At 73.1% G+C, this 25,136-nt stretch carries 22 protein-coding genes; 6 read left to right on the top strand and 16 right to left on the bottom strand.

From position 1 onward, the window contains the following. Positions 1-22: 22 nt before the first annotated feature. From OG521_12605 to OG521_12590, 4 genes are all read right to left on the bottom strand, one after another. Positions 23-2,707: a PQQ-binding-like beta-propeller repeat protein gene (locus tag OG521_12605; protein ID WUW21584.1), complete on the bottom strand. Its 2,685-nt coding sequence runs from the start codon at positions 2,705-2,707 to the stop codon at positions 23-25. An 86-nt stretch (positions 2,708-2,793) separates the two neighbouring features. Further along, positions 2,794-3,060, bottom strand: coding sequence for a hypothetical protein (locus OG521_12600; protein ID WUW21583.1), 267 nt, complete (start codon positions 3,058-3,060; stop codon positions 2,794-2,796). A 61-nt stretch (positions 3,061-3,121) separates the two neighbouring features. Then, a complete protein-coding gene (locus OG521_12595; GenBank protein ID WUW21582.1) occupies positions 3,122-3,874 on the bottom strand; it encodes a TetR/AcrR family transcriptional regulator in 753 nt (250 codons plus the stop codon). Between the two features lie 26 nt (positions 3,875-3,900). Further along, the gene (locus OG521_12590; protein ID WUW21581.1) at positions 3,901-4,836 is read right to left on the bottom strand and encodes a diiron oxygenase; all 936 of its coding nucleotides are present in this window, start codon (positions 4,834-4,836) and stop codon (positions 3,901-3,903) included. A 179-nt stretch (positions 4,837-5,015) separates the two neighbouring features. On the opposite strand from OG521_12590, the gene OG521_12585 reads away from it, so the two are divergent. After that, positions 5,016-6,125, top strand: coding sequence for a ferritin-like domain-containing protein (locus OG521_12585; GenBank protein WUW21580.1), 1,110 nt, complete (start codon positions 5,016-5,018; stop codon positions 6,123-6,125). Between the two features lie 25 nt (positions 6,126-6,150). Here OG521_12585 and OG521_12580 read toward each other — a convergent pair whose 3' ends face one another. From OG521_12580 to OG521_12570, 3 genes are read right to left on the bottom strand one after another with little or no spacing between them, the layout of a single operon-like run. Then, on the bottom strand, positions 6,151-6,699 hold the full coding sequence (locus OG521_12580) for a DinB family protein (protein ID WUW21579.1): 549 nt from the start codon (positions 6,697-6,699) through the stop codon (positions 6,151-6,153). After that, complete coding sequence (locus tag OG521_12575; GenBank protein ID WUW21578.1) at positions 6,696-6,860, bottom strand: hypothetical protein; 165 nt, start codon at positions 6,858-6,860, stop codon at positions 6,696-6,698. Before OG521_12575 ends, OG521_12580 begins: the two co-directional genes overlap by 4 nt. 12 nt (positions 6,861-6,872) lie before the next feature. Beyond that, positions 6,873-7,430 (bottom strand): GNAT family N-acetyltransferase, encoded by a 558-nt coding sequence (locus tag OG521_12570; protein ID WUW21577.1) that lies wholly within the window; start codon positions 7,428-7,430, stop codon positions 6,873-6,875. A gap of 107 nt (positions 7,431-7,537) precedes the next feature. Here OG521_12570 and OG521_12565 point away from each other — a divergent pair, with 107 nt between their 5' ends. After that, a complete protein-coding gene (locus OG521_12565; protein ID WUW21576.1) occupies positions 7,538-8,428 on the top strand; it encodes an ADP-ribosylglycohydrolase family protein in 891 nt (296 codons plus the stop codon). A 66-nt stretch (positions 8,429-8,494) separates the two neighbouring features. Continuing rightward, the gene (locus OG521_12560) at positions 8,495-9,388 is read left to right on the top strand and encodes a hypothetical protein (protein WUW21575.1); all 894 of its coding nucleotides are present in this window, start codon (positions 8,495-8,497) and stop codon (positions 9,386-9,388) included. A 27-nt stretch (positions 9,389-9,415) separates the two neighbouring features. Here the strand turns inward: OG521_12560 and OG521_12555 are convergent, their stop codons facing one another. The 8 genes from OG521_12555 to ligD all read right to left on the bottom strand — a co-directional run bounded on the left by OG521_12555 (position 9,416) and on the right by ligD (position 19,315). Beyond that, the gene (locus OG521_12555) at positions 9,416-10,483 is read right to left on the bottom strand and encodes an amidase family protein (GenBank protein ID WUW21574.1); all 1,068 of its coding nucleotides are present in this window, start codon (positions 10,481-10,483) and stop codon (positions 9,416-9,418) included. A gap of 4 nt (positions 10,484-10,487) precedes the next feature. Then, positions 10,488-11,945: a penicillin-binding transpeptidase domain-containing protein gene (locus OG521_12550; GenBank protein WUW21573.1), complete on the bottom strand. Its 1,458-nt coding sequence runs from the start codon at positions 11,943-11,945 to the stop codon at positions 10,488-10,490. Positions 11,946-11,979: 34 nt separating this feature from the next. Next, positions 11,980-13,359 carry an FtsW/RodA/SpoVE family cell cycle protein gene (locus OG521_12545; protein ID WUW21572.1) on the bottom strand — a complete coding sequence of 460 codons (1,380 nt, stop codon included), beginning with the start codon at positions 13,357-13,359 and terminating at the stop codon, positions 11,980-11,982. Positions 13,360-13,460: 101 nt separating this feature from the next. After that, positions 13,461-14,786 carry a HAMP domain-containing histidine kinase gene (locus OG521_12540; GenBank protein WUW21571.1) on the bottom strand — a complete coding sequence of 442 codons (1,326 nt, stop codon included), beginning with the start codon at positions 14,784-14,786 and terminating at the stop codon, positions 13,461-13,463. Beyond that, on the bottom strand, positions 14,783-15,601 hold the full coding sequence (locus tag OG521_12535; GenBank protein ID WUW21570.1) for a hypothetical protein: 819 nt from the start codon (positions 15,599-15,601) through the stop codon (positions 14,783-14,785). The genes OG521_12540 and OG521_12535 overlap by 4 nt, the downstream gene beginning before the upstream one ends. Positions 15,602-15,740: 139 nt before the next feature. Then, entirely contained in the window at positions 15,741-16,070 is a 330-nt protein-coding gene (locus OG521_12530; GenBank protein WUW21569.1) for a zinc ribbon domain-containing protein, read from the bottom strand. Then, positions 16,067-18,259: a PBS lyase gene (locus tag OG521_12525; protein ID WUW21568.1), complete on the bottom strand. Its 2,193-nt coding sequence runs from the start codon at positions 18,257-18,259 to the stop codon at positions 16,067-16,069. Before OG521_12525 ends, OG521_12530 begins: the two co-directional genes overlap by 4 nt. Before the next feature lie 159 nt (positions 18,260-18,418). After that, positions 18,419-19,315, bottom strand: a complete 897-nt coding sequence (gene ligD, locus OG521_12520) for a non-homologous end-joining DNA ligase (protein ID WUW21567.1) — start codon at positions 19,313-19,315, stop codon at positions 18,419-18,421. 60 nt (positions 19,316-19,375) lie between these two features. On the opposite strand from ligD, the gene OG521_12515 reads away from it, so the two are divergent. The 3 genes from OG521_12515 to OG521_12505 all read left to right on the top strand — a co-directional run bounded on the left by OG521_12515 (position 19,376) and on the right by OG521_12505 (position 23,072). Beyond that, positions 19,376-20,536: a Ku protein gene (locus OG521_12515; GenBank protein ID WUW21566.1), complete on the top strand. Its 1,161-nt coding sequence runs from the start codon at positions 19,376-19,378 to the stop codon at positions 20,534-20,536. 123 nt (positions 20,537-20,659) lie between these two features. Continuing rightward, complete coding sequence (locus OG521_12510) at positions 20,660-22,402, top strand: MFS transporter (GenBank protein ID WUW21565.1); 1,743 nt, start codon at positions 20,660-20,662, stop codon at positions 22,400-22,402. After that, positions 22,350-23,072 carry a TetR/AcrR family transcriptional regulator C-terminal domain-containing protein gene (locus tag OG521_12505; GenBank protein WUW21564.1) on the top strand — a complete coding sequence of 241 codons (723 nt, stop codon included), beginning with the start codon at positions 22,350-22,352 and terminating at the stop codon, positions 23,070-23,072. The genes OG521_12510 and OG521_12505 overlap by 53 nt, the downstream gene beginning before the upstream one ends. A gap of 131 nt (positions 23,073-23,203) precedes the next feature. Here OG521_12505 and OG521_12500 read toward each other — a convergent pair whose 3' ends face one another. After that, positions 23,204-25,114: a S53 family peptidase gene (locus tag OG521_12500; protein ID WUW21563.1), complete on the bottom strand. Its 1,911-nt coding sequence runs from the start codon at positions 25,112-25,114 to the stop codon at positions 23,204-23,206. Positions 25,115-25,136 lie beyond the last annotated feature (22 nt).

Below are 25,136 nucleotides of genomic sequence, written 5' to 3'. Positions count from 1 at the left end.
GTCCCCGCGGGCGGCGCTCCGGTCAGGCCACCGGGAACGCGTAGACCACGCGCCCGCGCCGGACGATCGCGGTCTTCCCGTAGGCCAGTACCTGGTACGAGGCGGTGACCGTCGCCCCCTTCGGGTCCTGCGCCCCGATGTCCTGGAACTTCCACAGCCGCCGCCCGTCGGCCGCCGCGAAGGCGGTGACCTGCGCCGGGCCCGCCGCGAGCAGCGTGCCGCCCGAGCCGCTGAGCGTGACCCGCGGGGCGGAGCCGTTGGCAGCGGCCTCCGTCGACCGCCGCCAGACGAGCCGTCCGGTCGCCCGGTCGACGGCGCCCACCTCCTGGTTGCGGTTGCTGGTGTGCAGGATGTCGTCGGCCTCGACGGAGGGCCCGAAGACCGAGCCCGGGGTGCCGTTCAGCGTCCACTTCGGCTTGCCGCCGGGCGACTCGAAGGCCCGGAGGTCGTCGCCGACCGCCGCGTACAGCACGCCTTCGGCGTCCCCCGAGGCCGCCCCGTCCGGCGTGACCGTGCCGAACGCCTTGATCCACTGCTGCTTCCCGGTCGTCCGGTCGAAGCTGCGGAAGAGGGCCTTGCCCTTGGCGGCCTTCACGTCGGCGGGGGTGAGCGTCAGCGGTTCCTGCCGCACGACGAAGGCGTCCTGCCGGATCGCCACCAGCCGGTACACGGGCGCGATCGGGCCCCGGCCGCTGGGCACGGGCGTGCGCCACAGCTCCTTGCGCTGCTCGATGTCGTACCCGAACAGGTACGACTTGACGACCTGCCGGTCCTTGCCGGGCTTCTTGCCCTTCTTCGGCTTGGGTGCCTTCACGGTGACCTGGTGCGATCCGGTGAACCAGATGTGCGCACCGGATGATCCGACGAGGGTGCGCAACGTCAGGTGCGGAGCGCCTTCGAACCCGTCGGCGTACGCGACCCGGTGGGCCACCCGCCCGTCCTTCGCCGACAGCCACAGGAACTCGGACGGGCCGGCGACGAAGCAGAACTCCTTGCCGGCCGGCAGGGCGGCCTGCCCCTTGGCGGCGTCCGGGCTCTCCCAGAGCCTGCGCCCGGTGTTCAGGTCGACGGCGGACGCCTGGGTCTCGCCGGTCAGCACCAGCAGCCGTTCGTTCCACAGGGCGGCGGTGAGCGGGGCCGGTTCGGTGTCGGGCTGGGTGTAGATCCAGCGCGGCTGCGGAGGGAGCCCGGCGACCGTCGGCCGGCTGGGCTCCGGCGCGGGCTTGGGGTCCTCCACGGGCGCGTCGTCGCCACCTAGCGCGGCCACCCCGCCGCCCCCGACCAGCAGCCCGGCGACACCGGCGGCGGCCCCGATCAGGAGCGCCCGGCGGTCCACCCGGGCGGTCCTCGCGGCCGCCGGGGGAGGGGGAGTGGCGGACGGCAGGGGTGCCGCGGGCCCGGCGGACGGCAGTGCGTGCGGGGTCTGGGGTGCGGCGGGGATGCCCGGACCGGAGCCCGGCAGCTGCTGCGGCATGGCGAGCTGGGCCGTCACGCGGTCGGGCCGGGGCGCGTGCGGATCGACGATCCCCAGCTGCGCGGTCCGGGTGTCGCGGGCGGGAGCGGCGGGAGCGGGAGGAGCCGGCGCCTCGTCGGGACCGTGCGTCGCCGACGGCTCGGGCGCGTTGTCGCTGAACGCGTCCGCCGGGGGCGCCTTCACCAGGGAGGCCGCGGGAGCGTCGACGGCGGCCGGCGGGGTGTCCTGGATGTCCTGACTGTCCTGGGTGCCATCGGATTCCGTCACGGCGACGGGCGGGGCGGCGTCCTGGACGTCGGCCGGCTCCGCCAGGTCGGCGGGCGGGGCGGAGGCCAGCATCCGGGCCCGGGCGTCCTGCTGGGCCACGGCGGACGCCAGCGGCGCCGGCAGCCAGCCGCCCTTGGCCAGCCCGGCCGCGCCTTCGAGGGCCAGCTCCGCCGCCACCGCACCCGCGGCGGGCCGCTCGGCCGGGTCCTTCGCCAGGCAGCGGGCGACCAGCTCGCGCAACGCCTCCGGGACGTCGTCGAGCCGGGGGTCGGTGTGTGCGATCCGTTCGGCCGCCTCGTCCGCCGGGCCGTCCGCCAGCGGGGTGCTTCCCGTCGCCGCGTACGCGAGCAGCAGGCCCAGCACGAAGAGGTCCGACGCCGGTCCTGCCTCCTTGCCCGCCACCTGCTCCGGGGTCAGGTAGCCGAGCCGCACGGAGAGCTGTCCGCCCGGCCGTGCCTCGGCGTCGGCCGCCGCACCCAGCGGCCCGAAGGCGGTGAGCCGGGGCCCGTCCTCGGCCACCAGCACGGTCCTGGGGGCCAGTCCCTGGAGCACGGCTCCCGTCGCGTGGACCCGGGAGAGCGTTTCGGCGATGCCCGCGCCCAGTATCCGTACGGCACGCTCGGGCAGCGGCCCCGCGATGTCGACGGCCTCGGCGAGCGTCAGCGACGGTACGTACGCCGAGGCCGTCCACAGCGGGTCGTCGTCGCCGGAGCCGTCCGTACGGGAGTCGAGCCGGGCCGCCACCCAGCCGCCGGCCAGCCGGTCGGCGGTGCGGGCCTCGGACTGGAAGCGGCGCCGGAACGCGGGCACAGCGGCCAGCGCCGGCCGGGCCGCGGTGACCACGACGAGATCGTCCGGATCCGCGCCGCGGGCGAGGTACTGGACCGCGGCGGCCGTCTCACGGAACCGCACCAGCACGGTGTACGGGCCGAAGCGGCGTGGATCGTCCTGACGCAGCGCCTCCATGGCGCACCCCCTTGTGACCGTCCTTCGGACCAGACCGTCGATCTTAGACCGAGGTGCCGCGCCCACCCCCATTCCGGCCGGGGACATCAGCCGGGCTTCGACCAGGGCCACTTGGGGCGGTGGCGTTCGCGGCCCTCCGGGGCGTACTCGTACACCCAGCCGCGCTGGATCCCCAGCCGCTTGGAGTACCCGGCCGGGACCCTCCGGTACGCGTGCACGGTGGCCGGGCCGCCGTCGGCGTCCGGGACCGGGACCTCGTACCACTTGGGTGGGTGGCCGGTCGCGCCGACGAGGACGGGCAGGACCCGTCCGTCCAGCGGCCCGCCTGTGAAGGGGGTGTTCTCGCTTCTCACCGTCCCAGTCTGACCGATCGGTCCGGGCGGCTCGGTCTGCCGGTCCTGCCGGTCCTGCCGGTCAGTCCGCCGGCAGCAGATGCGCCGCCGCGCCGATCAGGGGCACCAGCCGGTCCGCCAGCCGGCCGGCCGGGCCCGCCGCGGTCTCCAGCGGCAGCAGTTCGGTCACCGCGGCCGCGGTCTCCGGGTCGGTGGCCGCGGTGACGGCGAGCAGGCCGATGAACTGGTCGACGAGCCAGTCCCGCAGCTCGGAGGCGGCCGGCTGCTTCCCCTCGTCCAGCCAGATCAGCGAGGCCGCCTCGACCGCGGCGATCCAGGTCCGCACCATCATCCGCAGCCGCGGCGCGGGTTCGCTGCCCGCGCCCCGGCCCAGATGCAGCAGGATCTGCTCGGCCGCCGCCCGCCGGACCTCGTCGACGATCGTGCTCGTCCGGGACGTCTCGGCGACACTGCCGCCGCGCAGCAGGGCGCTGAAACCTGCGTCGTGCTGGTCGACGAAGGCGAGGTAGCGGTCCAGGACCCGTGTCACCCGTTCCGTGGGCGGGCCCACGGCCGGTTCGGCGAAGCAGAGTTTCAGCTCCTCGGCGGCAGACCTCAGCGCGGCCTCGTACAACTGCTGCCGCCCGCCGGGGAAGTAGCGGTAGACCAGGGGGCGGGACACCCCGGCGACCGTCGCGACCTCGTCGAGCGAGACCTCGTCGGGGGCCCGGTGCGCGAAGAGGGTGAGCGCCGCGCCCAGGAGCTGGGTGCGGCGTTCCTCGACGCTGAGCCTTCGGTACGCACGGCTGGGCGGCGCGGCTGCGGCAGGGGTCATACCGGCCAGCCTAATCGCCGGCGCCGTCAGGCCAGCAGGCCCGAGCTCTTCCACAGCCTGCGTCCCGGCCCGTTGAGGACCCCGATGTCGTCGAAGAAGTCCGTCAGCCGCTTGGCCCCGGACTGCATGACCTCCGCCCGGTGGCCGCTGGCCTTCACCTGGGCCACGGCCTCCCGGCGGTCCAGGCCGACGTTCTCGTACACCTGCGGATTGACGAAGCAGACGGAGAAGACGCGCGCCGCCTCCCCGCAGCTCACCCGGGTGAGCTCGCGCTCCCAGCGCGGGGCGGTCACCATCTGGCGGCGCAACTCCTCGCGGGCGTAACGGACATGCCGCGCCTCCTCGACGACATGGATGCGGGTCACGCCGCGCACCAGGGTCTGGACGCGCTCGTCGGGGAAGGTCAGCCGCTGCATCCAGTCGAGGATCTCCTCGCCGAGCAGCGTCGCCGCGAACGAACCGGGCGTCGTGGACACGGTCTTCAGGACGCGCGCCAGATTGTGGTAGCGGCGCGGCACCGGGTAGCAGGGCGCGCCGCCCCAGGTGATCATGCGGCCGAACATCATCGAGTGCCGGCACTCGTCGGCGATCTCGGTGAGCGCGTAGCGGACGTGGTTGCTGACCACCGGCTTGTCGTAGATGTGCCGGACCAGCAGCTGCATCAGGATGATCTCGAACCAGATGCCGAGCGAGGCCAGCGAGGCGGCCTCGTGGCGGGCCAGCTCCTGCCGCTGCTCCTGCGACATCCGCTTCCACATCGGGGTGTCGTAGAGGGAGAGCAGCTCGGGCGGCCAGAACCACTTGCCGTCCTCGGCCGCCGCGTCCCAGTCGAGCTCCTTGTCCGGGTCGAAGGAGTGCTTGGCCGAGGCCTCCAGCAGCCGTTCGGCGATCTGCTCGCGGTCGCGGAGCGGGCCGAGTGCGTCGCGGAGCAACTGCACATCGCGTTCGGTCACGGTCGTCATGGCTGGACGTACCTCTCCCAAGGGTTACCGACGGTCACCCACTATGAGACTGCCTGTCAGCAAGGCCGTCAATCCCTTGTGCGCGACTTGTTGACCCGGCGTCTACCAGCGTGTGAACCTGCCAACTGAGAAAGGTCCTGGGGGACTTACCGCAAGACCGCGAGGCGAAGGAGCCGTCCGTGTCGACACACGACCTCTACACCACCGCCCCCGAGCAGCCGCTGTGGACGGTGCCCGCCTCGGGTGCCGCCCGGTTCAGCTGGGACTACGACGACGGCCGTGAGCGGCTCCTCGCCCTGTACCAGAAGGGCAAGGACAAGCAGTGGGACGGCAACAAGCGCATCGACTGGAGCCTGGAGGTCGACCCCACCGACCCGCTCGGCACCCCCGACGAGGCCCTCACCCTGTACGGCACCCCGCACTGGGCGAAGATGACCGAGAAGGACCGGGGAGAGCTGCGCAAGCACTACACCTCCTGGCAGTTCAGCCAGTTCCTCCACGGTGAACAGGGCGCCATGGTCTGCGCGGCCCGCATCGTCGAGTCCGTCCCCGACCTGGACGCCAAGTTCTACTCCGCGACCCAGACCATGGACGAGGCGCGGCACGCGGAGATCTACGGCCGGTTCCTGCACGAGAAGATCGGGATGCTCTACCCGGTCAACGACAACCTCCAGGGGCTGCTCGGCGACACCCTCCGCGACTCGCGCTGGGACATGCCCTACCTCGGCATGCAGGTCCTCATCGAGGGCCTGGCCCTGGCCGCATTCGGCATGATCCGCGACACCACCACCAAGCCGCTGCCGAAGCAGATCCTCGCGTACGTCATGCAGGACGAGGCCCGCCATGTCGCCTTCGGCCGGATGGCGCTGCGCGACTACTACAAGCAGCTGAGCGACGCCGAACTGCGCGAGCGCGAGGAGTTCGTCATCGAGGGCTGCTACCTCATGCGCGACCGGCTCAGCGGTGTGGAGGTGCTGGAGAACTTCGGCATCGGCAAGCAGGAGGCGAAGGAGCTCTCCGAGCACTCGGAGTTCCTCCAGCTCTTCCGCAAGCTGCTGTTCAGCCGCATCGTCCCGTGCGTGAAGGACATCGGCCTGTGGGGCGAACGGCTCCAGAAGGCGTACGTCGACATGGGCGTCCTGGAGCTGGGCGACTCCAGCCTGGACCTCCTCATGGCGCAGGACGAGGAGATAGCCGAACAGCTGGACCGGGAGCGGTTCGCGGTGGAGGAGCAGGAGCGGGTGGCGGAGGTCGCCGAGGCCATCGCGGACGGCGGGGAGGGCCGGTAGGCCCGGAGCGGTCCGAACGGCGGCCCTACGTCAGGACCAGCCAGCGCCGGCCGTCGAGGAGTTCGCGTGCCGCGTCGAGATGACCGGCGTGGCACGCGGTCTCGGTGATGACGTGCAGCAGGACGTCCCGCAGGGTGTGCAGGTGCGGTGCGCCGAACTGGTCGTGGGGCCACCAGGCCAGGGGCGCACCGGCCGCCGCCGCGGTGACGACGGCGTCCGCGAGAGCGATCTCCGCGCGGTACCGGTCGAGGACCTCGGCGACCGTGACGCCGGGGTCCACCTGCCAGGCGTCGTCGATCTCGTCCAGGGCGGCGATCACGGTCGTGTCGCCCGTGAACACGGCACGGAACCAGAACCGTTCGACATCGAGCGCCAGATGCTGGACGAGGCCGAGACAGGTCCACCCGGACGGCAGCACGGGCAGCCGCAGCGCCTCCTCGTCGAGCCCTTCGAGGATGCCGAGGACGTGGCGGCGCTGGCCGTCCAGGGACGACAGGAGCGCGCGGATCTCGGCGTCCGTGGGACCGGGTGCGACGGTCGCGGCCGCTGTCGCGGGTCCGGGTGCGGCGGTCATCGCGCGATCTCCCGGACGTGGCCGCCCGGATCCCGGAAACCCGCGGTCCGGCTGCCCCGCGTCCGGTCCGCCGGGCTGTTCGGCAGGGTCGCTCCGCGGCCGGCCGGCACCTCGCGGCTGATGCTGCCGGGCCGGTCCGTCGTGCCGTTGGTCTCTGTCACGGTTGCAACGATCTACGAACGTTCCTGTCCTGTACAGGGGGCGGCGGCGTCCGCGGCGGTGCGGCGGAGGTCCGCCGGCCGCTCCATGCAGATCAGGTCCGGACGCTCGTCCCACGGCGGGACGACGGTGAAGCCCAACCGCTCGTACAGGGCGAGGGCACCGGTGCGCCACTGCCACACCGACAGCCGCACGGTGCGCACCCCCTCCCGCGCCGCGTGCGCGAGCGCGGCGTCCAGCAGCGCGGAGGCGACGCCCCGGCCGCGGTGCGCGGGGTCCGTCCACAGCCGCTTGATCTCCACCCGGCCGTCCACGGATGCGGTGACCACGACACAGCCGGTGGCGGTCTCCCCGTCCCGCGCGACGAACACGGTGGCGTCGGCGAACGCCCTGTCGGGGTCCTCGGCCTCCGCCCGGTAGCGCTCGGGCAGCGCGGCCGCGTCCGCGACGGGCCGGCCCTTCTCCGCCTCCGTCTGCAGGAGGTAGCCGGTGAGCATCGCGGACAGCCCGTCCACGGTGGAGAGGGCGCCGGCCGGAGCCCGGACGACGGCGGGACCACGTCGATCGTTCATGGCACCAGGATCACATGGGGCCGCGGCGGGCCGGGGCCGCGCGGTGGGCAGGCGGCATGGCCGAAATCCCGTGTACGGTCCGGGGCCGGCGGCGGGAGGATGGCCCCATGACCTCCACCACTGTCGCCCCGGACCTCGCCGCAGCCCGCCGCAGTCTCGAAGGGCTCGCGCTCGGGGACGCGTTCGGGGAGCGGTGGTTCCCCCTCTTCCGGGAGCCCAGGCAGGCGTACAACGAGATCAGGGCACGCCGCACCCCGCCCGAGCCGGTCTGGAACTGGACCGACGACACCGCGCTGGCCCGCGCCCTCCAGCGCGTGCTCGACGAGCACGGGCAGGTCGAACAGGACCGTCTCGCGCTGCTCTTCGCCCTCGCCTTCGAGGTCGATCCGGGCCGTGGTTACGGCCACGGCATGCACCTCCTGCTGCCCGCACTGCTGACCTCCCCTGCGGACTGGCGGACGCTGGCCCCCGAACTCTTCGAGGGCGGCAGCCTCGGCAACGGCGCCGCGATGCGGGTCGCCCCGCTCGGCGCGCGCTTCCACCGCGACGTCGGCTTCGCGGCCGCGCAGGCCGCCTTGCAGGCGGAGGTCACCCACGCCCACCCCGAGGGGATCGCCGGGGCGGTGGCGGTCGCGGTGGCCGCGGCGCTGGCGGTGCGCGGCGAGTTCACGCTCGCCCGAGTCGCCGGCCGGACCCCGGCGGGGGCGGTGCGGGAGGGACTGCTGCGGGCCGTGGACGTCCCCTTCGGCACCGAGCCGTGGAAGGCCGCCGACCTGCTCGGCAACGGGCAGCGCATCCGCTCCGACGACACCGTGCCGTTCGCGCTGTGGACCGCGGCCCGGCACCCGGACGATCTGGAGGCGGCGCTGTGGGCCACGGCCGAGGGGCTGGGGGACGTCGACACGACGTGTGCCATCACCGGCGGGGTCGTCGGTGCGGTCACGGGGGTCGAGGGGGTGCCGGCCGAGTGGCTGCGCCGCCGCGAGGCGCTGAGTTGAGGCGGGCGCGCGGCCCGCACCTGGGGCTCGAAAGGGCGTTCGCCCGCATGACGTAACTTGGGCGCCATGACCACGCCGCCGCCCCAGCCGCCGCAGGGCCCGTACGACCCGCAGCAGGGTCCGTACGGCCCTCCGCGACAAGGCCCGTACGTCCCGCCGCAGCAGCCCCCGCAGAACCCGTACGGCGGGCAGCCGGTGCCGGGGCAGCCGCCCTACGGCTATCCGCAGGCGCCGCCGCCCCAGCCCTGGGGCGGGCCCGCGTTCGGCGGTCCGGGGTTCCCCGGCATGCCGCCGCCGAAGCGGAGCCGGGCCGGACTGATCGCCGGGATCGTCGTCGGCGCCCTGGTGGTGGCCGGCGGCATCGCGTTCGGCGTCGCCCGGCTGGTGGACGCGGCGGACGACGGCGGACTCCCGGTGGCCGGGGGCTTCCCGGCGGCCGAGTACCGGCTGACCGTGCCCAGGACGCTGCTCGACGACGAGTACACGCTGGCGAAGGACCTCTCGTCGACCGAGGGACGGGAGATCGAGAAGACCTACGACCCGAGCATCCGTGACGCGAAGGCCGTCGTCACCCAGTACACCTCCGACAGCGGCGGCACCCTGGTCATCTCCGGCCTGTGGGGCCGCATCAAGGGACCGGAGTTCACCCGCGACAAGATCCTGGAGGGCGCGGCCGAGAACGACGGCATGACCATCGCCGTCCCCGCCCGGGAGTTCACCCCCGACGGGTACGGGATCACCGTGTCCTGCCAGGTCGTGCGGTCGAAGGAGGGGGCCGTCAGCAGCACCCTCCCGATGTGCGCCTGGGGCGACGGCAACACCGCGTCCTTCGTCGCCGTCGTCACCGCCGAGACCGCGCTCCAGGACCCGGAGGAGGTCGACCTGGAGAAGGCCGCGCTGGACACTGCCAAGGTCAGGGCCGAGTCGCGCAAGCCGATAGCCGCGACCGAGGCCGGCTGACCGGGCGCCGCCCGCCGGGACCGCCCGTCACGGTCGTAGGGGGCCCAGCGCGTCCTCCACCGCACGGGCCATGGCGAGCAGCGCGGCGTCCGCGCCGCGGCGCGCCACCAGTTGGAGCCCGACCGGGCAGCCGTCCGGGGTGAATCCGGCGGGCACGCTCGCCGCCGGATGACCGCTCAGGTTGAACGCCCAGGTCAGCGCGGTGGAGTAGAGCCCGCCCGGACCGTCGTGGCCGTGCGGGCGGTTGGGGGTGACGGGCGTGAGGAGCAGCGGCGTGTCCGCGAAGAAGGCGTCGAGTCGGCGGTCGTTCTCGCGCCGGAGCTCCGCCAGGGACCGCGGCACCTCTCCGCTCCGTACGGCCTGCCAGGCCGCCCCCGGGTCCAGCAGCTCGCAGCCGCCGTCCACGAGCCGGACCACCCCCGCCGCGGTCAGCCGCCGTACCGCGCCCCGCACCACCGCCGCGACCTCCGGGTCGACGTCCGCGTACCCGAGGCCGGGGCTGTGGGCGGCGCGCAGGGGCAGCCCGGCCGGGGCCGGGGCGTAGCCGTCCAGGACGCAGCGCAGATACGTCTCCGCCTCCGCGGCCGACCGGGCGAGGACCCCGGCGGACGCGAGCCCCGAACGGTCGGGGGAGGGCAGCAGCCCGTTGGTCGTCTTCAGCCCGAACACCCCGCACCACGCGGCCGGGATCCGCACCGAACCCGCCCCGTCGCTGCCGGTCGCCAGCCCCACCAGATCCGCCGCGACCGCCACCGCGGAGCCCGCCGACGAACCGCCCGGCGTCCGGTCGGGACGCCACGGGTTGACCGTGCGGCCGTGGGCGCCGAGACCCCAGGTCTTCCAGTGCGTGCCGGGGCCGGGCACGGAGGTCGCGCCGACCGGTACGCCGCCGGCCGCGATCAGCCGGCGGGCGGCGTACGAGCGGATCCCGGCCGGTCCCTTCACCGCGAACGGCAGCCCCGCCAGGGGGAGCCGGGCCGCCCCGGGCACCCGGGCGAGCGCCTCGTCGCGCCACACATCGATGAAGGCACGGAGCCGCGGGTCCTCCCGCTCCACCGCGTCCAGCGCCTCCGCGACACTCCTGGGATCCGTCACCGGATCAGTCTTCCAGCGCCTCCTCCATCACGGAACGGGCGATCGGGGCCGCGCTGCCGCCGCCGCTGATGTCGGCCCGGTCGGCGGCGGCGTCCTCGACGACCACGGCGACCGCGACGGCCGGCCTCGCGGAGCCCTCGGCCTGCGCCCATGAGATGAACCAGGCATACGGCATGCCGGAGTTGTCGATCCCGTGCTGCGCCGTGCCGGTCTTGCCGCCGACCGTCGCCCCGTCGATCGCCGCATTGGTGCCGGTGCCGTCCTGCACCACGTCGATCATCATCCGGCGCAGTTGCATCGCCGTCATCGGGTTCATCGCCCGGTGGTACGAACGCGAGCCGGTGGTGCGGACGGTGGAGCCGCTGTGGGTGGTCGTCCGGTCCACCAGGTGCGGGTACATGAGGTCGCCGCCGTTGGCCACGGCCGCGGCCACCATCGCCATCTGGAGCGGCGTCGCCGTCGTGTCGAACTGGCCGATCGCGGACTGGGCGAGCTGGTCGTCGCTCATCTCCGTGTCGAAGTTGCTCTTGGCCACCCCGGACGGGATCTTGAGCCCGGTGTCGTTGAAACCGAACTTCTCGACAGCGTCCACCATGCCGTCCAGACCGACCTCCACCCCGAGGTGCGCCATCACGGTGTTGCAGGAGACCCGGATCGCCTCGGCCAGGGAGGCCTTCTCGCAGCCGCTCGCCTCGTTGGGCAGCGTGGTCGTGGTGCCCGGCAGGACGTAGGGGGAGGGGGTGTCGGTCGCGTCGTCCGGATCGGTGACGACCTCGGCGTCCAGCGCCGCCGCGGCCGTCACGATCTTGAACGTGGAGCCGGGCGGATACGTCTGCCGGATCGCCCGGTTGAGCATCGGCTGCCTCGTGGACGCGTTGAGCTCGCGCCAGGCGTCGGTGACGGACGAACCGGTTCCGGACAGCCGCCCGGGGTCGTACGAGGGTGTCGAGACCAGGGCCAGGATCTTGCCGGTCGTCGGCTCGATGGCCGCGACCGCGCCCTTCCGTCCGCCGAGCCCCTCGTAGGCGGCCCGTTGCATCGAGTCCTTGATGGTGGTGACGACATCGCCGCCCGGCTGCCGGCTGCGGGTGATCTCGTTCCAGAAGGGGAGCGGGGCGAGCATGGAGTCGGTGCCGGAGAGGATCCCGTCCTCGGCGTTCTCGATCAGGGTGGTGCCGTACGTCTGCGAGGCGTACCCCGTCACCGGCGCGTACAGCGGGCCGTTGCGGTAGGTGCGTTCGTACGCGAGCTGCTCGCCGGTGTCCTTCGAGCCGGTGACGGACCGGCCGCCGACCAGGATGCTGCCGCGCGGCCGGTCGTAACGGTCGATCGTGGAGCGGCGGTTGGCGGAGTTGTCGTCGAGCTCGTCGGCGTCGAAGACCTGGACGCGGGCGGCGTTCACCAGCAGGGCCACGAGGAGCAGCAGACAGAACGCGGCGGCGCGCCGGATGTAGCGGATCACGGCCGGGCCTCCTGCGCGGTCGACGGGTACGGGTTCACTGCTCGTCCTCCAGGGCCGGTGCGACGACGCCGGTCTCCACCTCGTCGGGGTGGGGTCTGCGGGCCACGTCGCTGACCCGGATCAGCAGCGCCACGATGATCCAGTTGGTGACCACGGATGAGCCGCCCTGCGCGAGGAACGGCATCGCCATGCCCGTCAGGGGGATCAGCCCCATCACCCCGCCCGCGATCACGAACACCTGGAGCGCCAGGATCGAGGCGAGCCCGATCGACAGCAGCCGTCCGAACGCGTCGCGCAGGGCGAGCCCGGCCCGGTATCCCCGGGCCACCAGCAGGGCGTACAGCAGGAAGACGGCGGTCAGCCCGGTCAGGCCGAGCTCCTCGCCGGCCGTCGCCAGGATGAAGTCGGACTTGGCGGCGAAGCCGATGAGGATGGAGTGGCCGAGCCCCAGCCCGGTGCCGAGCATCCCGCCCGCGGCGAAGGCGAACAGCGACTGGGCGAGCTGCCCGGGGCCCCGGCCGGCGTCGATGGACGCGAACGGGTCGAGCCAGTCCTGCACCCGGCTGTGCACATGCGGTTCGAAGGAGCCGACGACGAACGCGCCGACAGCGGCCAGCAGCAGGCCGACGGCGATCCAGCCGGTCCTGCCGGTCGCCACGTACAGCAGGATCACGAAGAGGCCGAAGAACAGCAGCGAGGTCCCCAGGTCACGTTCCAGGACCAGGACACCGACGCTGAACAGCCAGATCGCGACGATCGGCCCGAGCACCCGCCCGGTGGGGAGCTGGAGCTTCCAGATCCTGCGGCCGGTGTACGCCAGGGCGTTGTGGTTCGCCGCGAGGTAGGCGGCGAAGAACACGGCGAGCAGGATCTTGGCGAACTCGCCGGGCTGGAAGGAGAATCCGCCGACCCGGATCCAGATCTTGGCGCCGTTCACCGCGGGGAAGAAGATCGGCACGATCATCAGGACGAGGGCGGCGGCGACGGACAGATACGCATAGCGCTGGAGCACCCGGTGGTCGCGCAGGAACACCACCACGGCGATGAAGAACGCGACGCCGAGCGTGGACCAGATCAGCTGGGTGGGGGCCGCCTGGTCCTTCGGGGTCTCCAGGTCGAGCCGGTAGATCAGCACCAGGCCCAGGCCGTTGAGCAGGACGGCGATGGGCAGCAGCAGCGGATCGGCGTACGGGGCGCGGAAGCGGACGGCGAGATGGGCGAGCAGGGCGAGCAGCCCGAGGCCGCCGCCGTATCCGGCGACATCGGGCGGGACCGCGTCGTCGTGGGCCAGGCCGACAGCGGCGTAGCCGTAGACGGAGATCAGGACGGCCCCGATGAGGAGCGAGAGTTCTACGCCGCGCCGCTTGGGCAGGCGCAGCTCGGGCGGGGGTGCGTCCGCCGTCGTTGCGGTCATGCCACGCAACGTAGCAAGACGTGGGGGTTATTTCCCTTATGTCATAGTGCGGAGGTTCGCGGGGTTCCGGGTGCCGTCCTGCGGTCGGATGCCCGTGGGTCCTATGCGGGTGGCTCGTCGTCATGGTCCAGGCGTACGTACTCCGGCAGCGTCAGCCGGGCCACCGCCCCGCCGTCCGGCGCGTTCTCGAAGACCAGCCCGGCGCCCATCACACCGGCCTGCCCGGTGGCGATGGTCAGCCCGAGGCCGTGCCCCTTGCCGCCGCCCTCCGTGCGGAAACGCTGCGGACCGCCCGCGGTCAGATACTCCGGGAAGCCGTCGCCGTGGTCGCGTACGGTCACCACCGGCCCGTCGACCGTCACCACCACCGGCGGGCGGCCGTGCCGGTGCGCGTTGCCGATCAGATTGCCGAGCACCCGCTCCAGCCGACGCCTGTCCGTCTCGACACGCACGGGCGGCCCGTCCGCCGCGTACCTGACCTCGGTGCCGGGCCCGAAGGTCCGCGCCACCCGCTCGGTGAGCGGCGCCAGTTCGTGCACGGCGAGATCGACCCGCTCGGTACGGGCGTCGAGCCGGGAGACCTCCAGCAGGTCCTCCGTCAGCGCGCGCATCGCCCGGACCCGGTCCTGCACCAGCTCCGACGGGCGGCCCGGCGGCAGCAGTTCGGCGGCGGCCGACAGACCGGTCAGCGGGGTGCGCAGCTCGTGCGCCACATCCGCGGTGAAGCGCTGCTCGGACACGAGTTTGCGCTGGAGCGTCGAGGCCATCGTGTCCAGTGCCCCCGCGACGATCGCCACCTCATCCTGCCGGCGCGCGGGGTCGGCCGTGCGGGGGTCGTTGACGCGGGCGTCCAGATCGCCCGCCCCGATCCGGCGGGCCACCCGCGCGGTCTGGTGCAGCCGCCGGGTGACCCGGGTGACGGAGAACGCGCCGACGAGCAGCGTGGCGCCGATCGCCAGCAGCGAGGAGCCGACGATCGCCCCGTCCAGGCCGTTGATCGTGCGGGCGCTCTGGCTGTAGTCGATCTGCGTCGCCAGCGCGTGCCCGTCGGCCGGGGCGGCGGCCCACATCGTGGGGCGGCCGAGGTGGTCGGCCACCATCGTGCCCCGCTTCCCGCCCACCGCCAGGGCGCGCAGCGACGCGGGCAGCCCCGGCGGATCGAGCCCGGAACGCGGCGGCAGCGCCTCGCCCGCCTCGTAGGCGGCGGTCACGTCCGTCAGCCTGAACAGTGCCTTCTCGCGGGCGTGACCGACGGTCTGCCGGGTGACGGCGGTGTGCACCAGGACGCCCAGCAGGGCGGCGAGCACGCAGCACATGACGGTGATGAAGACCGCGGACCTCCAGGTGAGCGTCGCGGTCCAGGCGGGCAGCCGCAGCCGCCGCCGGGAGGCGCGGACCGGGGGCTCGTCCGCCCGGCGGCGGCTCACCGGCGCTCCGCCGACACGGCCGCCGAGGGCGCCTCGGTGGGCAGGGCCGACGGGGTGGCGGCCGGCGGCGTGGATGCCGTCGCCGCGGGGCTCGGCCGCTCGGTCGCGGCGGGCCGCCGGCCGGGCTCGGCGCGCGGGGCCGTCCGCAGGATCTCGTCCTGCGTGGGCAGCATGGCGCGCTGCTGGTCGTCCCAGGACCAGGCCGTGCGGTACTGGTAGCCCGTGATGGCCGAGGGTGCCCGCATGATCAGGTCCCGGCCCGCCAGCTCCACGCTGATCACGGCGTCGGACGTGGACATGATCCGGGTGAGCCCGCTCGGCTCCGGCATGTAGACGCGTACGGAGAGCTGGCGGTCGGCCAGCTGGATGGCCAGGACCATCTCGTCCCGGCCGTCGCCCGTCAGATCGCGGAAGTACGGCGGCAGTACCGGGCAGGACTTCGGCGCGGTCCGGCAGGCGCGGATCCGCCGGACGGCCTCGGCCGGCAGCTCGGCCGTGCCGCTGGAGCGGTCCGCACGGGCGTTGAGCCCTGCCTGCACCACCGCCACGGGGTCCAGCCGGTGCACATCGCCGCCCGGCACCGTGATGCCGGGGATATGGGCGGTCTCGCCCTCGCCGTAGTCGTACGGGGCGGCGGAGGCGGGCGGCAGCTCCGGCCAGAGGCGGGCCGGACCGATCGCCGTAGGGACCTGCCCGGCGCTCCGCAGTTCGCCCCCGGTGCCGCAGCCGGCCAGCAGTGCGGCGCCGGCGACGGCCGCGAGGGCCACCGCCGTGCGGCGCTCCGCCCGGTGCCCGCTCCGGTGCTGCGGACGCATGTCTTCCTCCCTCTCCGACGGCCCGGGCGGTGCGTGCGCGCACGGCCCCGGCTCCGTAGACCTTATTCGGAGGGAAGTCTCTTATGTGTATTTAGTTCCGGCAGGGAGTCGGTGCGGATGCCGGTTCAGTGATGCCGGTTCAGTGCTGGTACGGGTTCTGGCCCTGCCCCTGCGCGCCCGGTGCGTGCCCCGGCTGCTGCTGGCCCTGGCCGAACGGATTCCCGTCACCGGCCGCCACGTGCTGGGCGAGCAGCTGATCGGCCTGCTCCTTGGGGATCTTCTGCTCACCGCCGCAGAAGGTGCACTGGGTGGCGTACTTCGTCGAGAAGGGGAACAGCGGCACGAAGAACAGCGTGAACTTCGTCACCCGCTTGCGCAGGGTGTGCGCGGCCGGATTCCCGCACCAGCCGCAGACCAGCGTCAGGACGGCCAGTTGGTAGAGATAGCCTCGCGTACCGAAAATGATCATGTCGTGGGTCCCTTCCCCGTATTCCCCAGGAGCGCCCGGCGGCAGAGCGCCAGCAGCTTTTCGTCCTCGTGTGTGTCGTGGCTGCCGTATCCGCCGTCCATCGCGTTGTGACGGCGTACGGAGGCGAGTTCGGCGTGCAGCACGTGTACCGCGTCCGACCCTGCCCCAGCAGCCCCCGTCCGCGCCAGGCATTCGGCCACCCGAACCCTGACATGACGGTTCTTCTCCCAGGCCGCGAGGAGTACCGGAACGGACTCCTCGGCCCGACCGGAAACCTCCCACAGTGCGATCGCCGCGTCCACCCGCAGCCACAGCTCCTCGTGGAGCAGCAGCGCCCGCAGCCGGGGCGCGGTCACCGCCGCGAGCGGGCCGAGCCGGCCCAGCGCGCTCGCCGCCGACCGCCGCTCGCGCGCGTGCTCCGCCTGGAGCCCCTCGATCAGGACCGGCAGCACGGCCCCGGCGTCCCCGTCGACGGCCCACAGCGCCTCGGCCGCCTCCGTGGCCGCCGCCGTGCCGGGGCGGCGGATCATCGCCCGCAGCTCGGGGACCGCGCAGTGCGCCGCGGGCCCGAACGAGCCGAGCGCCCGCAGCGCCGCCGTACGCAGCCACTCGCCCCGGTACTCCGGAGCCCCGCGCAGCACCCGCAGCACCTCGGGCGCCGCCTCGCCCGCCCGGAGCGCGGTCAGCCCGGCGAGCAGCGGGCTGGCCCGGTCGTACGCCCCCTCGTCGAGCCCGACCTCGCTCAGCCTGCGGCGCAGCAGTCCGGCCAGCGGCTCGGCGGCCGCGCCCAGATAACCGATGGCGAACCCCACGTCGTGCGGCACCTCGGGCCGCTCCAGGGCCGCCTCCAGCGCGGGCAGCGCGCGGGCGTCGCCGAGCCGGGCCAGGGCCTTCACCGCACTGCCCAGCCCCGGCGGCCCGCTGGCCCACTCCTTCACCCAGGCGCCCGGATCCGCCGAGACCCGGGCCGCCAGCGCGTCAGCGGCGGGTGCGGCCAGGCAGAAGAGCTCCTCCAGGACGTGCGAGGCGGCATCGGCGAGCTTCGGCTCGTGCGAGGCGAGCTGCTCGCCCACGAGCCGGACGAGCTCCCCGTAGGAACCGCGCCAGGCCCGGATCAGCCCGCTGCTCATCCGGACGGCGTCGATGCGCTGTCCGGAGTCGGGGCTGCGGAGCTGATCGGTCAGCAGCGCCGTGCGCTCGGCGACGCGGTCGTCCAGGCCGACGTGCAGGGTGCGCAGCAGGTCGGCGGCCCAGGGCGCCGTCCGCCCGGTCCGCTCCTCGGCTGCCGGCGCCCGCACCTGCCCCACCAGGGTCACCGGCGCGGCATCGGCAGCGGCGGGCTCGGGCTCGCCGTGCGCCGCGGCCGCGGTGCACGACGAGGTCTCGGAGGTCTCGCAGTCATCGGGGTCGGCGAGGCCGTCAGGGTCCTCGCGGACCTCGGGCACTTCGCCGGCTCCGGGCTCTCCCGGTGCGGAGCGCAGCTGCCGCAGCAGGCCCGACACCACCGTCACCACATCGCCCGGAAGCGACCGGGGCGCGCACCTGGCCAGCTGGGCCAGGGCCGCCAGCCGCAGCCCCGGCGGGTTCGCCTCCGCGGCCAGCCGGCTCAGCCAGTCGGCGATGGGGCCGGTCAGCGAACGGTGGCGCAGCCCGAGCCGCCCCGCCGCCTCGACCAGGGCGAGGCGCACCTCCTCGTCCCGTTCCACCGCCAGCCGCTCGCACAGCAGGGTCAGGACCCGCGCCGGATCGCCGTGCAGCGTGGCCAGGGCCAGCGGGGCGGAGACCCGCACCCCCGGGTCGTCGTCGGCCATCAGCGCGAAGAAGACGCCGGCGCCCGCGCTCACGGCAGCCGCCGCCATCGCGTAGTTCGCCGCGCCCTCGGCCTCGTCCTCGTCGATCTCGTCCTCGTCGAGGTCGATGCCGCCGATGCTGGTCAGCAGCTCGACGACGCTGCCGCGGTCCGGGACGGCCGGATCGACGACCAGCTCGAAGAGGAAGGGGATGCAGGCGAGCGTGCAGGCGTAGACGTCCCCCTGGTGGTGCACGGCCCCGTACATACCGTCCAGCGCGCCCTCGCGCTCCGCCGGATCGGCGGACGCGAGGCCCTGAAGCAGGCCCGGCACATCATCGGCAGGCCCGTAGGCATGCTCCATCGAGGCCCAGTCGACCTCGTCGATCCCCGCGAACACGCCATCGCCTCCCCACGGCTTTCACGATGCAGCGTCTGCGCAGAGTGTGCACCACCGCTCGGACAATCCACCTGCCGCACAGCGTCTTTTGCCCTTGAACATGACAACGCCTGCGGTGGTGCGGTATGCCCGCACCGGGAGCGCCAGGGGGGCAGCCCCCTACGGTGTGTCCGGAACCGGCCGTCCCCGCTCCGGCTCGGTGAGCGGTGCCAGCAGGTCGCCGTACCGCTCCAGCCGTTCCGCCATGTCGCCCGCCAGGAAGGTCAGCTCCGCTGGCCCGCGGCATGTCTCGATCTCCGCCCAGGTGACCGGCGCGGAGACGGACGGCTCGGTCCGCGCGCGCAGGGTGTAGGGGGTGGCGGTCGTCTTCGCGGCGGCGTTCTGGCTGAAATCGACGAACACCTTGCCGGGCCGCAGCGCCCGTCTCATCCGGTGCACCACAAGATCCGGAAGCTCGCCCTCCGCCTCGACGGCGAGCGTCTTCGCGTACGCCGACACCCGCTCGGACGCGGTGGGCTCCAGCGGGACGAGCAGATGCAGCCCCTTCGACCCGGAGGTCTTGCCGTACGCCTCCAGCCCGTCGGCCGCCAGCCGCTCGCGCAGCCAGAGCGCGACCCGGCAGCACTCCACGACCGTCGCGGGCGCCCCGGGGTCCAGGTCGAACACCAGCCGGTCGGCCAGCCCGGGCGCCCCGGCCCGCCACTGCGGGGTATGGAACTCCACCACCAGATTGGCCGCCCACATCAGTGAGGCGAGGTCCTGGACGACGACCTGTCGCGCCTGTTCGTTGTCGTGATGCGGCACCGGGGCGGTGTGTACCCAGGACGGCGTACCGGGCGGCGGGTTCTTGGTGAAGAACAGCTGCCCGTCAGGCCCGTCCGGATAGCGCAGGAAGGACAGCGGCCGGTCCCGCAGGTGCGCCAGCAGAGGCGCGGCCGCCGTGGCCGCGTAATAGTGCAGCACCTCGCCCTTGGTGGTGCCGGTGGCCGGATACAGCACCTTGTCCAGGTTGCTGAGCGACAGCCGCCGCCCCTCCACCACTGTGATCGGCGTCATACGATAAGAATCACACGAAAACTGGATCTATACGGGCGTAACGCATTTAAGGGGTGACCGGTGAGGTCCATATGGAACGGCGCCATCTCCTTCGGGCTGGTCAGCATCCCGATCAAGCTGGTCAACGCCACCGAGAACCACTCGATCTCCTTCCGCCAGATCCACGTCGCCGACGGTGGCCGGGTCCGCTACCGGAAGGTGTGCGAGCTGGACGGCGAGGAGGTGACCGCCGCCGACATCGGCAAGGCGTACGAGGACGCCGACGGCTCGATGATCCCGATCACCGACGAGGACCTCGGCTCGCTGCCGCTGCCCACCGCCAAGACGATCGAGATCGTCGCCTTCGTGCCCGCCGACTCCATCGACCCGCTCCAGATGGACGCGGCGTACTACCTCTCCGCCAACGGGGTACCGGCCGCCAAGCCGTACACCCTGCTGCGCGAGGCGCTGAAGCGGAGCCAGAAGGTCGCCCTCGCCAAGTACGCGCTGCGCGGCCGTGAACGGCTGGGCATGCTGCGGGTCGTCGACGACGTGATCGCGATGCACGGTCTGCTCTGGCCGGACGAGATCCGGGCTCCGGAAGGCGTCGCCCCGGAGAGTGACGTGACGGTCCGCGACGCCGAGCTCGACCTCGCGGACGCCCTGATGGACACGCTCGGCGAGGTCGACATGGACTCGCTGCACGACGACTACCGCGAGGCGGTCGAGGAACTCATCGCCGCCAAGGCCTCCGGCGAGACCCTGGAGCCGGCCGCGGCCGACGAGTCCGGCGGAAAGGTCATCGACCTCATCGCCGCGCTGGAGGGCAGCGTGCGGGCGGCCAAGGAGGCCCGCGGGGAGGAGTCCGGGGCGCGGGGGAAGGGGGCGGACGACGACGAGACCCCGGTCGCGAAGGTCACCTCGCTCTCGGACCGCGCGTCCTCGGGCGGCAAGGCGTCGGCCGGCAAGGCATCGACCTCCAAGGCCTCGGGCGGTACGCGCAGGACCCCGACGGGCAAGTCGGTGTCGCGCGCGTCGGCCGGTTCCGGCTCCGGTTCCGGCAAGTCCTCCGGGGCGAAGAAGTCCACGGCGGGGGCGCGGAAGCCGGCGGCCAAGAAGAGCGCGTCGAGCGGCGGGACCGGTGCGAAGAAGACCGCCGCCAAGGGGGCCGCCTCCAAGAAGACGGCGGCCAAGAAGCAGACGGCCGCGCAGCACACCCCGCGCAAGCGCGCCTCGGCCTGACCCCTCGGGTCAGCATTCCGCCTTCGCGCGGCCCCTCGAAGGCTTGCGCGGAGCCGTCGGCGTCCCTAAATTGAACACTGACCAATTGGTCAGTGTTCAATTCCGTGTCCAGGGGTGGGTTCGATGGCAGCCGACGGTGTGGTGGGGGCGGTACGGGCAGTGCCCGAAGCGGCGCGGAGCGGGCCCGGCCGCCGGGTGATCTGGGCGCTGGTCGGAGTGCTGCTGACTTCCTTCCTCAGCGCGCTCGACCAGACGATCGTGTCCGTCTCGGCCTTCCCGATCGCCACGGCCCTCGACCCGGCCGACGGGGTCCGGCTCATGCCCTGGCTGATCACCGCCTACATGCTGGGCTCGACCGCCACCCAGCCGCTCTACGGCAAGATCTCCGACCTGTACGGGGCGAAGAAGGTGTTCCTCGTCGCCGCCGGGATCTTCCTCGCCGCGTCCGCGCTGTGCGGCCTCGCCGGTTCGGTGGGGCAGCTCATCGCGTTCCGGGCGGTCCAGGGCATCGGGGCCGGCGGTCTCTACAGCGTCTCGCTGATCCTCCTGGCCCGGGCCGTACCGGCCCGCGACCGGGCGAAGTTCCAGGGCGTCGCCGGTCTGGTGATCGCGCTGGCGACCGTCGGCGGGCCGCTCGCCGGCGGATTCCTCACCGGCGACCACGCGCTGTTCGGCATCCACACCTCCTGGCGCTGGGTCTTCTACGTCAACCTGCCGATCGGGCTCGTCGGCATCGCCATGGTCGCGACCCTGCTGAAGCTGCCACCGGCCACCGGGCGGGGCGGCCACCGGATCGACTTCGCCGGTGCGCTGCTCGTCGTCGCCGCCACCTGCTCGCTGCTCCTGATGACCACCTGGGGCGGCGTGACGTACGCCTGGTCCGACCCGGCCGTCCTCGGTCTCGCCGCTGCCGGTGCGATCCTGCTCGGCCTGTTCGCCCGGTGGCAGACGAGGGCGGCCGAACCCCTGATGCCCCCGCCGATCTTCCGCGAGCGCACCGTGGCCGTGGCCGCCCCGATGCTCTTCGTCACCGGCTTCGCCCTGATGGGCGCGATCACCTACGCCGCGCTCTACCTCCAACTGGTCAAGGGCATGACCCCCACCGCGACCGGCCTCCGGCTCATGCCGATGATCGTCGGCATTCTGGTCGCCTCCATCGGCTCGGGCATCGTCATCTCCGCCCGCGACGGCCGGTACAAGATCTTCCCGGTGATCGGTACGGCGGTCGCCGCCGGCGGGCTCGGCGTGCTGGGCACGCTGCGTGCGGACAGCTCGTACGGGGTGCTCGCGACCGGACTGCTGCTGCTCGGCCTCGGTCTCGGCCTGCTGATGCAGGTGCTCGTCCAGGCGGTCCAGAACGCGGTGCCCGATCGCGATCTCGGTGCGGCCACGACCACCGCGACGTTCTTCCGGACGATGGGCCAGTCCTTCGGGGCAGCGGTCTTCGGGGCCGTGCTCACCAATCAGTTCGCCGCCCGTGTGGCCGAGAGCAGGGCGCCCGGACTGGCCGGCAGGGACATCACCCCCGAGACGCTGGCCGGCCTGCCGGAGCCCGCACGCGCGGCGGGGCTCGACGCCTTCACCGCCGCCCTCGGCGTGGTCTTCGTCAGCGCTGCGGCGATCATGCTGGTGGCCTTCCTCGTCTCCTTCCTCCTCAAGGAGATGAGACTGCGGGAGATCGACGACATCGACGCCGTCGCCAGTGAGATCGGCGACCGGGGGCTGTCGGACGGTGCCGCGGCGGGAGCCGATGATGGTGGGGCGCAGGGCTCGGGAGCAGCTGGGGTCCGTGATGAAGGAACGGAGGGGCGCGATGCCCCTGCAGCGGTCGGAAGTGGTGGACGCGGCGCTGACACTGCTCGATGACATCGGGCTCGACGCCCTGTCCACCCGCAGGCTCGCCACGGAACTCGGCGTGAGGCCCGGAGCCCTGTACTGGCACGTCAAGAACAAGCAGGACCTGCTGGACGCCCTCGCGGAGAAGATCCTCGGCGAACTCTCACCACCGGCCGACGGGGGCGACTGGCGGGAGACGGTCCGCGCCATGGCCGTGAACCTGCGTCAGGTGCTGCTCGCCCACCGGGACGCCGCCCGGCTCGTGGCCGGGTCCGCCTGGCTCGGCCCGAACCGGCTCGGCTTCGCCGACGGACTGATGGGCGTACTGCGCGGAACGGGCGCGCCCATCGCGGCGGTCGCCTACGGCTGCGACACGGTGCTGAGCTATGTGACGGGCTTCGCACTCCAGGAACAGGGCGAGTCGGACACCCCCACCGGTGAGGAATCCGTCCGCCGGAAACCGGCCCGCGGCGAGTCCGCCGGTCAGGAACCCGCCCCCTCGGAGCCCGCTTCCCCCGCCGGTGTCGCCACCGTCGCGTCCGGACCCGCTTCGCAGGCGCCCGACTTCGGACCGTTCCCGCACCTGGGCGCCTGGGTGGCGGAGTGGAACTCCGGTGTGCGGCAGGACACCTTCACCGCCGGTCTGGAGATCCTGATCGGCGGGCTGGACCGCTACCTCACCGCACGGACCGGCCACTGAGGCGGCCGCGACGCCCTCGTCCCCGCCACCGCCGTACCACGGACGGACCGAACGGCCGCCACGGGGCCCGATGCAGACCCCGCGACGGCCGTTCGGTCCGTCCTCGTGACGATGCGCCCCTGGCGCGCGGCTCAGCGCCGGCGGTAGGAGCTCACGTAGCCGGACGCCGGCGTGCCGACACCCGTCACGTCGTCGTACCCACGCACCGCCGACAGCGAGGCGTCCTTGCCCAGGCTCCGCACCGAGGTCCGCAGGCCGTCGGCCGCGTCGAACCCGTTGACGAAGTCCACCCGGGCGACGGCCAGGTCACGCCGGGACCCCAGCGGGTGGTCCGTCACGTCGTGGTACGCCCCGGAGCGGTAGCGGGCGTAGATCGCCGGGTTGGCGAAGCCGATCGGCCGGCCGCGCTGCGCCTGCTGTGCCAGGGCCTGGACACCGGCGATGACCGGGGCCGCCAGGGACGTGCCGCCGATGCGGTACTCGTCGTAGCCCAGCGAACCGTCGGGCAGCGTCTGCGTCTGGCCCACCAGGAAGCCGGTGTTGGGGTCCGCGACGGCCGCGATGTCCGGAGCGGTGCGCATCCGGGTCTTCCCGTTCGCCTTCGCCAGCGAGTCCGGCACGATGCCGCGCTGGTAGAACGGCTGCTTCACGGTGGAACTGGTGCCGCCGCCCGCGCCCGAGGTGTACGCCCCGGGGAAGTCGGTCCAGCTCCGGCCGTCCTCCGACAGGAGCGCGTTCGTCGTTCCCCAGCCGGTCTCCCACTGGTAGGTGTCGTGCTTGCCGACGGCCAGTGACGTGCCGCCGACCGAGGTCACCCACGCGGAGTTGGACGGGACGTCGATCTGCTTGGTGCCGGTGGACGCGACATTGTCGCCGTCGTCGCCCGAGGAGAAGTAGAAGCCGATTCCCTCGACCGCACCCATCTTGAACACCTGGTCGTAGGCGAGCGCCAGGTCAGGGGTCTGGTTGGCCTCGATGTCGCCCCAGGAGTTGGAGACGATGTCCGCGAGGCGGGAGTCGACGACCTTGTTCAGCGAGTCCAGCAGGTCGTTGTCGTAGCAGGACGCGCCGCCCACGTAGACGATGTCGGCAGCGGGCGCGACCGCGTGCACGGCCTCGACGTCGAGCGTCTCCTCGCCGTACCAGCCGGAGGCCCCGCACTCCTCGGTCTTCGTGTAGTCGTCCGGCAGCACCTGGCTGAGCTGCCCGCGCCGGTACGGTGCGTCGCCGTTGCGCCCGGCGTACTCGGCGGCGTCCTTCGCGATGGTGGGGGAGGCGTACGCGTCGGTGATCGCGACGGTCACCCCCTTGCCGGTGTAGCCTCCGGCCCCGTACGCGGCACGCAGCTGCTTTCCGGTGTACCCCTTGACCGCGTACGGCACCTTGGACCCGTACGCGCTCGGCAGGGTGGAGGCGGTCTTCGACCCGAAGTACGAGGAGAACGGCCCCGCGTTGCGGAACACGGCGTCCGGCGGCGGCAGCACCTCGTCATGGCTCGACTTGTGCGGTGCGTTGTCCAGACCGGAGACGGCGAGCACGGCATCGCTCAGCGCGGCGGGCACGGAGGCGGTGCCGGCCGGGGCCCGGAAGGTCCGGCCGCCCTTGCGGTAGTTGCGCAGCTGGGTGCCGAACGCCTTCTCGGCGGCGGCCACGTCACCGGTGGCGGAGACGTAGTGCAGGCTGCTGCCGGTGACCGTCAGTCCACTGGACTTCAGCCACTGGCTCACCCGGGCGACCTGCTCCTGCGTGGCCCCGAACCGCTCCTGTGCCTGCGCGGCGCTCAGATACTTCCCGTACGACGGCGACCGCGGGTCGGAAACGGCGGCGGCATACGCGGCCAGCCCCTTCGCGTCACGCCCGGCCAGATGGACCCGGACCGCGACCTTTCCGCTGTCGGCCGTGGCCCCCTGGTCGGCCGTGGCGGTCGCCCAGGCCGGCTTGGTGCCCTGCAGCGCGTCCCGGCCGCCCGGCGCGGAGTCCGCGCTGGCGTTGGGTATCCCGAGGGCGAGCGCACCGGCGAGCAGTGGCAGTGTCACTGCCATGCTCAGCCCGGCGCGTCGTCCG

Source organism: Streptomyces sp. NBC_01463 (assembly GCA_036227345.1).
Taxonomy (GTDB): Bacteria; Actinomycetota; Actinomycetes; order Streptomycetales; family Streptomycetaceae; genus Streptomyces.
The sequence above is the reverse complement of the archived record's forward strand: the minus strand, read 5'-3'. Positions and strand labels throughout refer to the sequence as shown.

Bases quoted from the DNA above. Each gene is read 5' to 3' on its own strand.
- OG521_12605 (WUW21584.1), bottom strand. From the start codon at position 2,707: ATGGAGGCGCTGCGTCAGGACGATCCACGCCGCTTCGGCCCGTACACC.
- OG521_12595 (WUW21582.1), bottom strand. From the start codon at position 3,874: ATGACCCCTGCCGCAGCCGCGCCGCCCAGCCGTGCGTACCGAAGGCTC.
- OG521_12590 (WUW21581.1), bottom strand. From the start codon at position 4,836: ATGACGACCGTGACCGAACGCGATGTGCAGTTGCTCCGCGACGCACTC.
- OG521_12580 (WUW21579.1), bottom strand. From the start codon at position 6,699: ATGACCGCCGCACCCGGACCCGCGACAGCGGCCGCGACCGTCGCACCC.
- OG521_12570 (WUW21577.1), bottom strand. From the start codon at position 7,430: ATGAACGATCGACGTGGTCCCGCCGTCGTCCGGGCTCCGGCCGGCGCC.
- OG521_12565 (WUW21576.1), top strand. From the start codon at position 7,538: ATGACCTCCACCACTGTCGCCCCGGACCTCGCCGCAGCCCGCCGCAGT.
- OG521_12560 (WUW21575.1), top strand. From the start codon at position 8,495: ATGACCACGCCGCCGCCCCAGCCGCCGCAGGGCCCGTACGACCCGCAG.
- OG521_12545 (WUW21572.1), bottom strand. From the start codon at position 13,359: ATGACCGCAACGACGGCGGACGCACCCCCGCCCGAGCTGCGCCTGCCC.
- OG521_12535 (WUW21570.1), bottom strand. From the start codon at position 15,601: ATGCGTCCGCAGCACCGGAGCGGGCACCGGGCGGAGCGCCGCACGGCG.
- OG521_12530 (WUW21569.1), bottom strand. From the start codon at position 16,070: ATGATCATTTTCGGTACGCGAGGCTATCTCTACCAACTGGCCGTCCTG.
- ligD (WUW21567.1), bottom strand. From the start codon at position 19,315: ATGACGCCGATCACAGTGGTGGAGGGGCGGCGGCTGTCGCTCAGCAAC.
- OG521_12510 (WUW21565.1), top strand. From the start codon at position 20,660: ATGGCAGCCGACGGTGTGGTGGGGGCGGTACGGGCAGTGCCCGAAGCG.
- OG521_12505 (WUW21564.1), top strand. From the start codon at position 22,350: ATGCCCCTGCAGCGGTCGGAAGTGGTGGACGCGGCGCTGACACTGCTC.
- OG521_12500 (WUW21563.1), bottom strand. From the start codon at position 25,114: ATGGCAGTGACACTGCCACTGCTCGCCGGTGCGCTCGCCCTCGGGATA.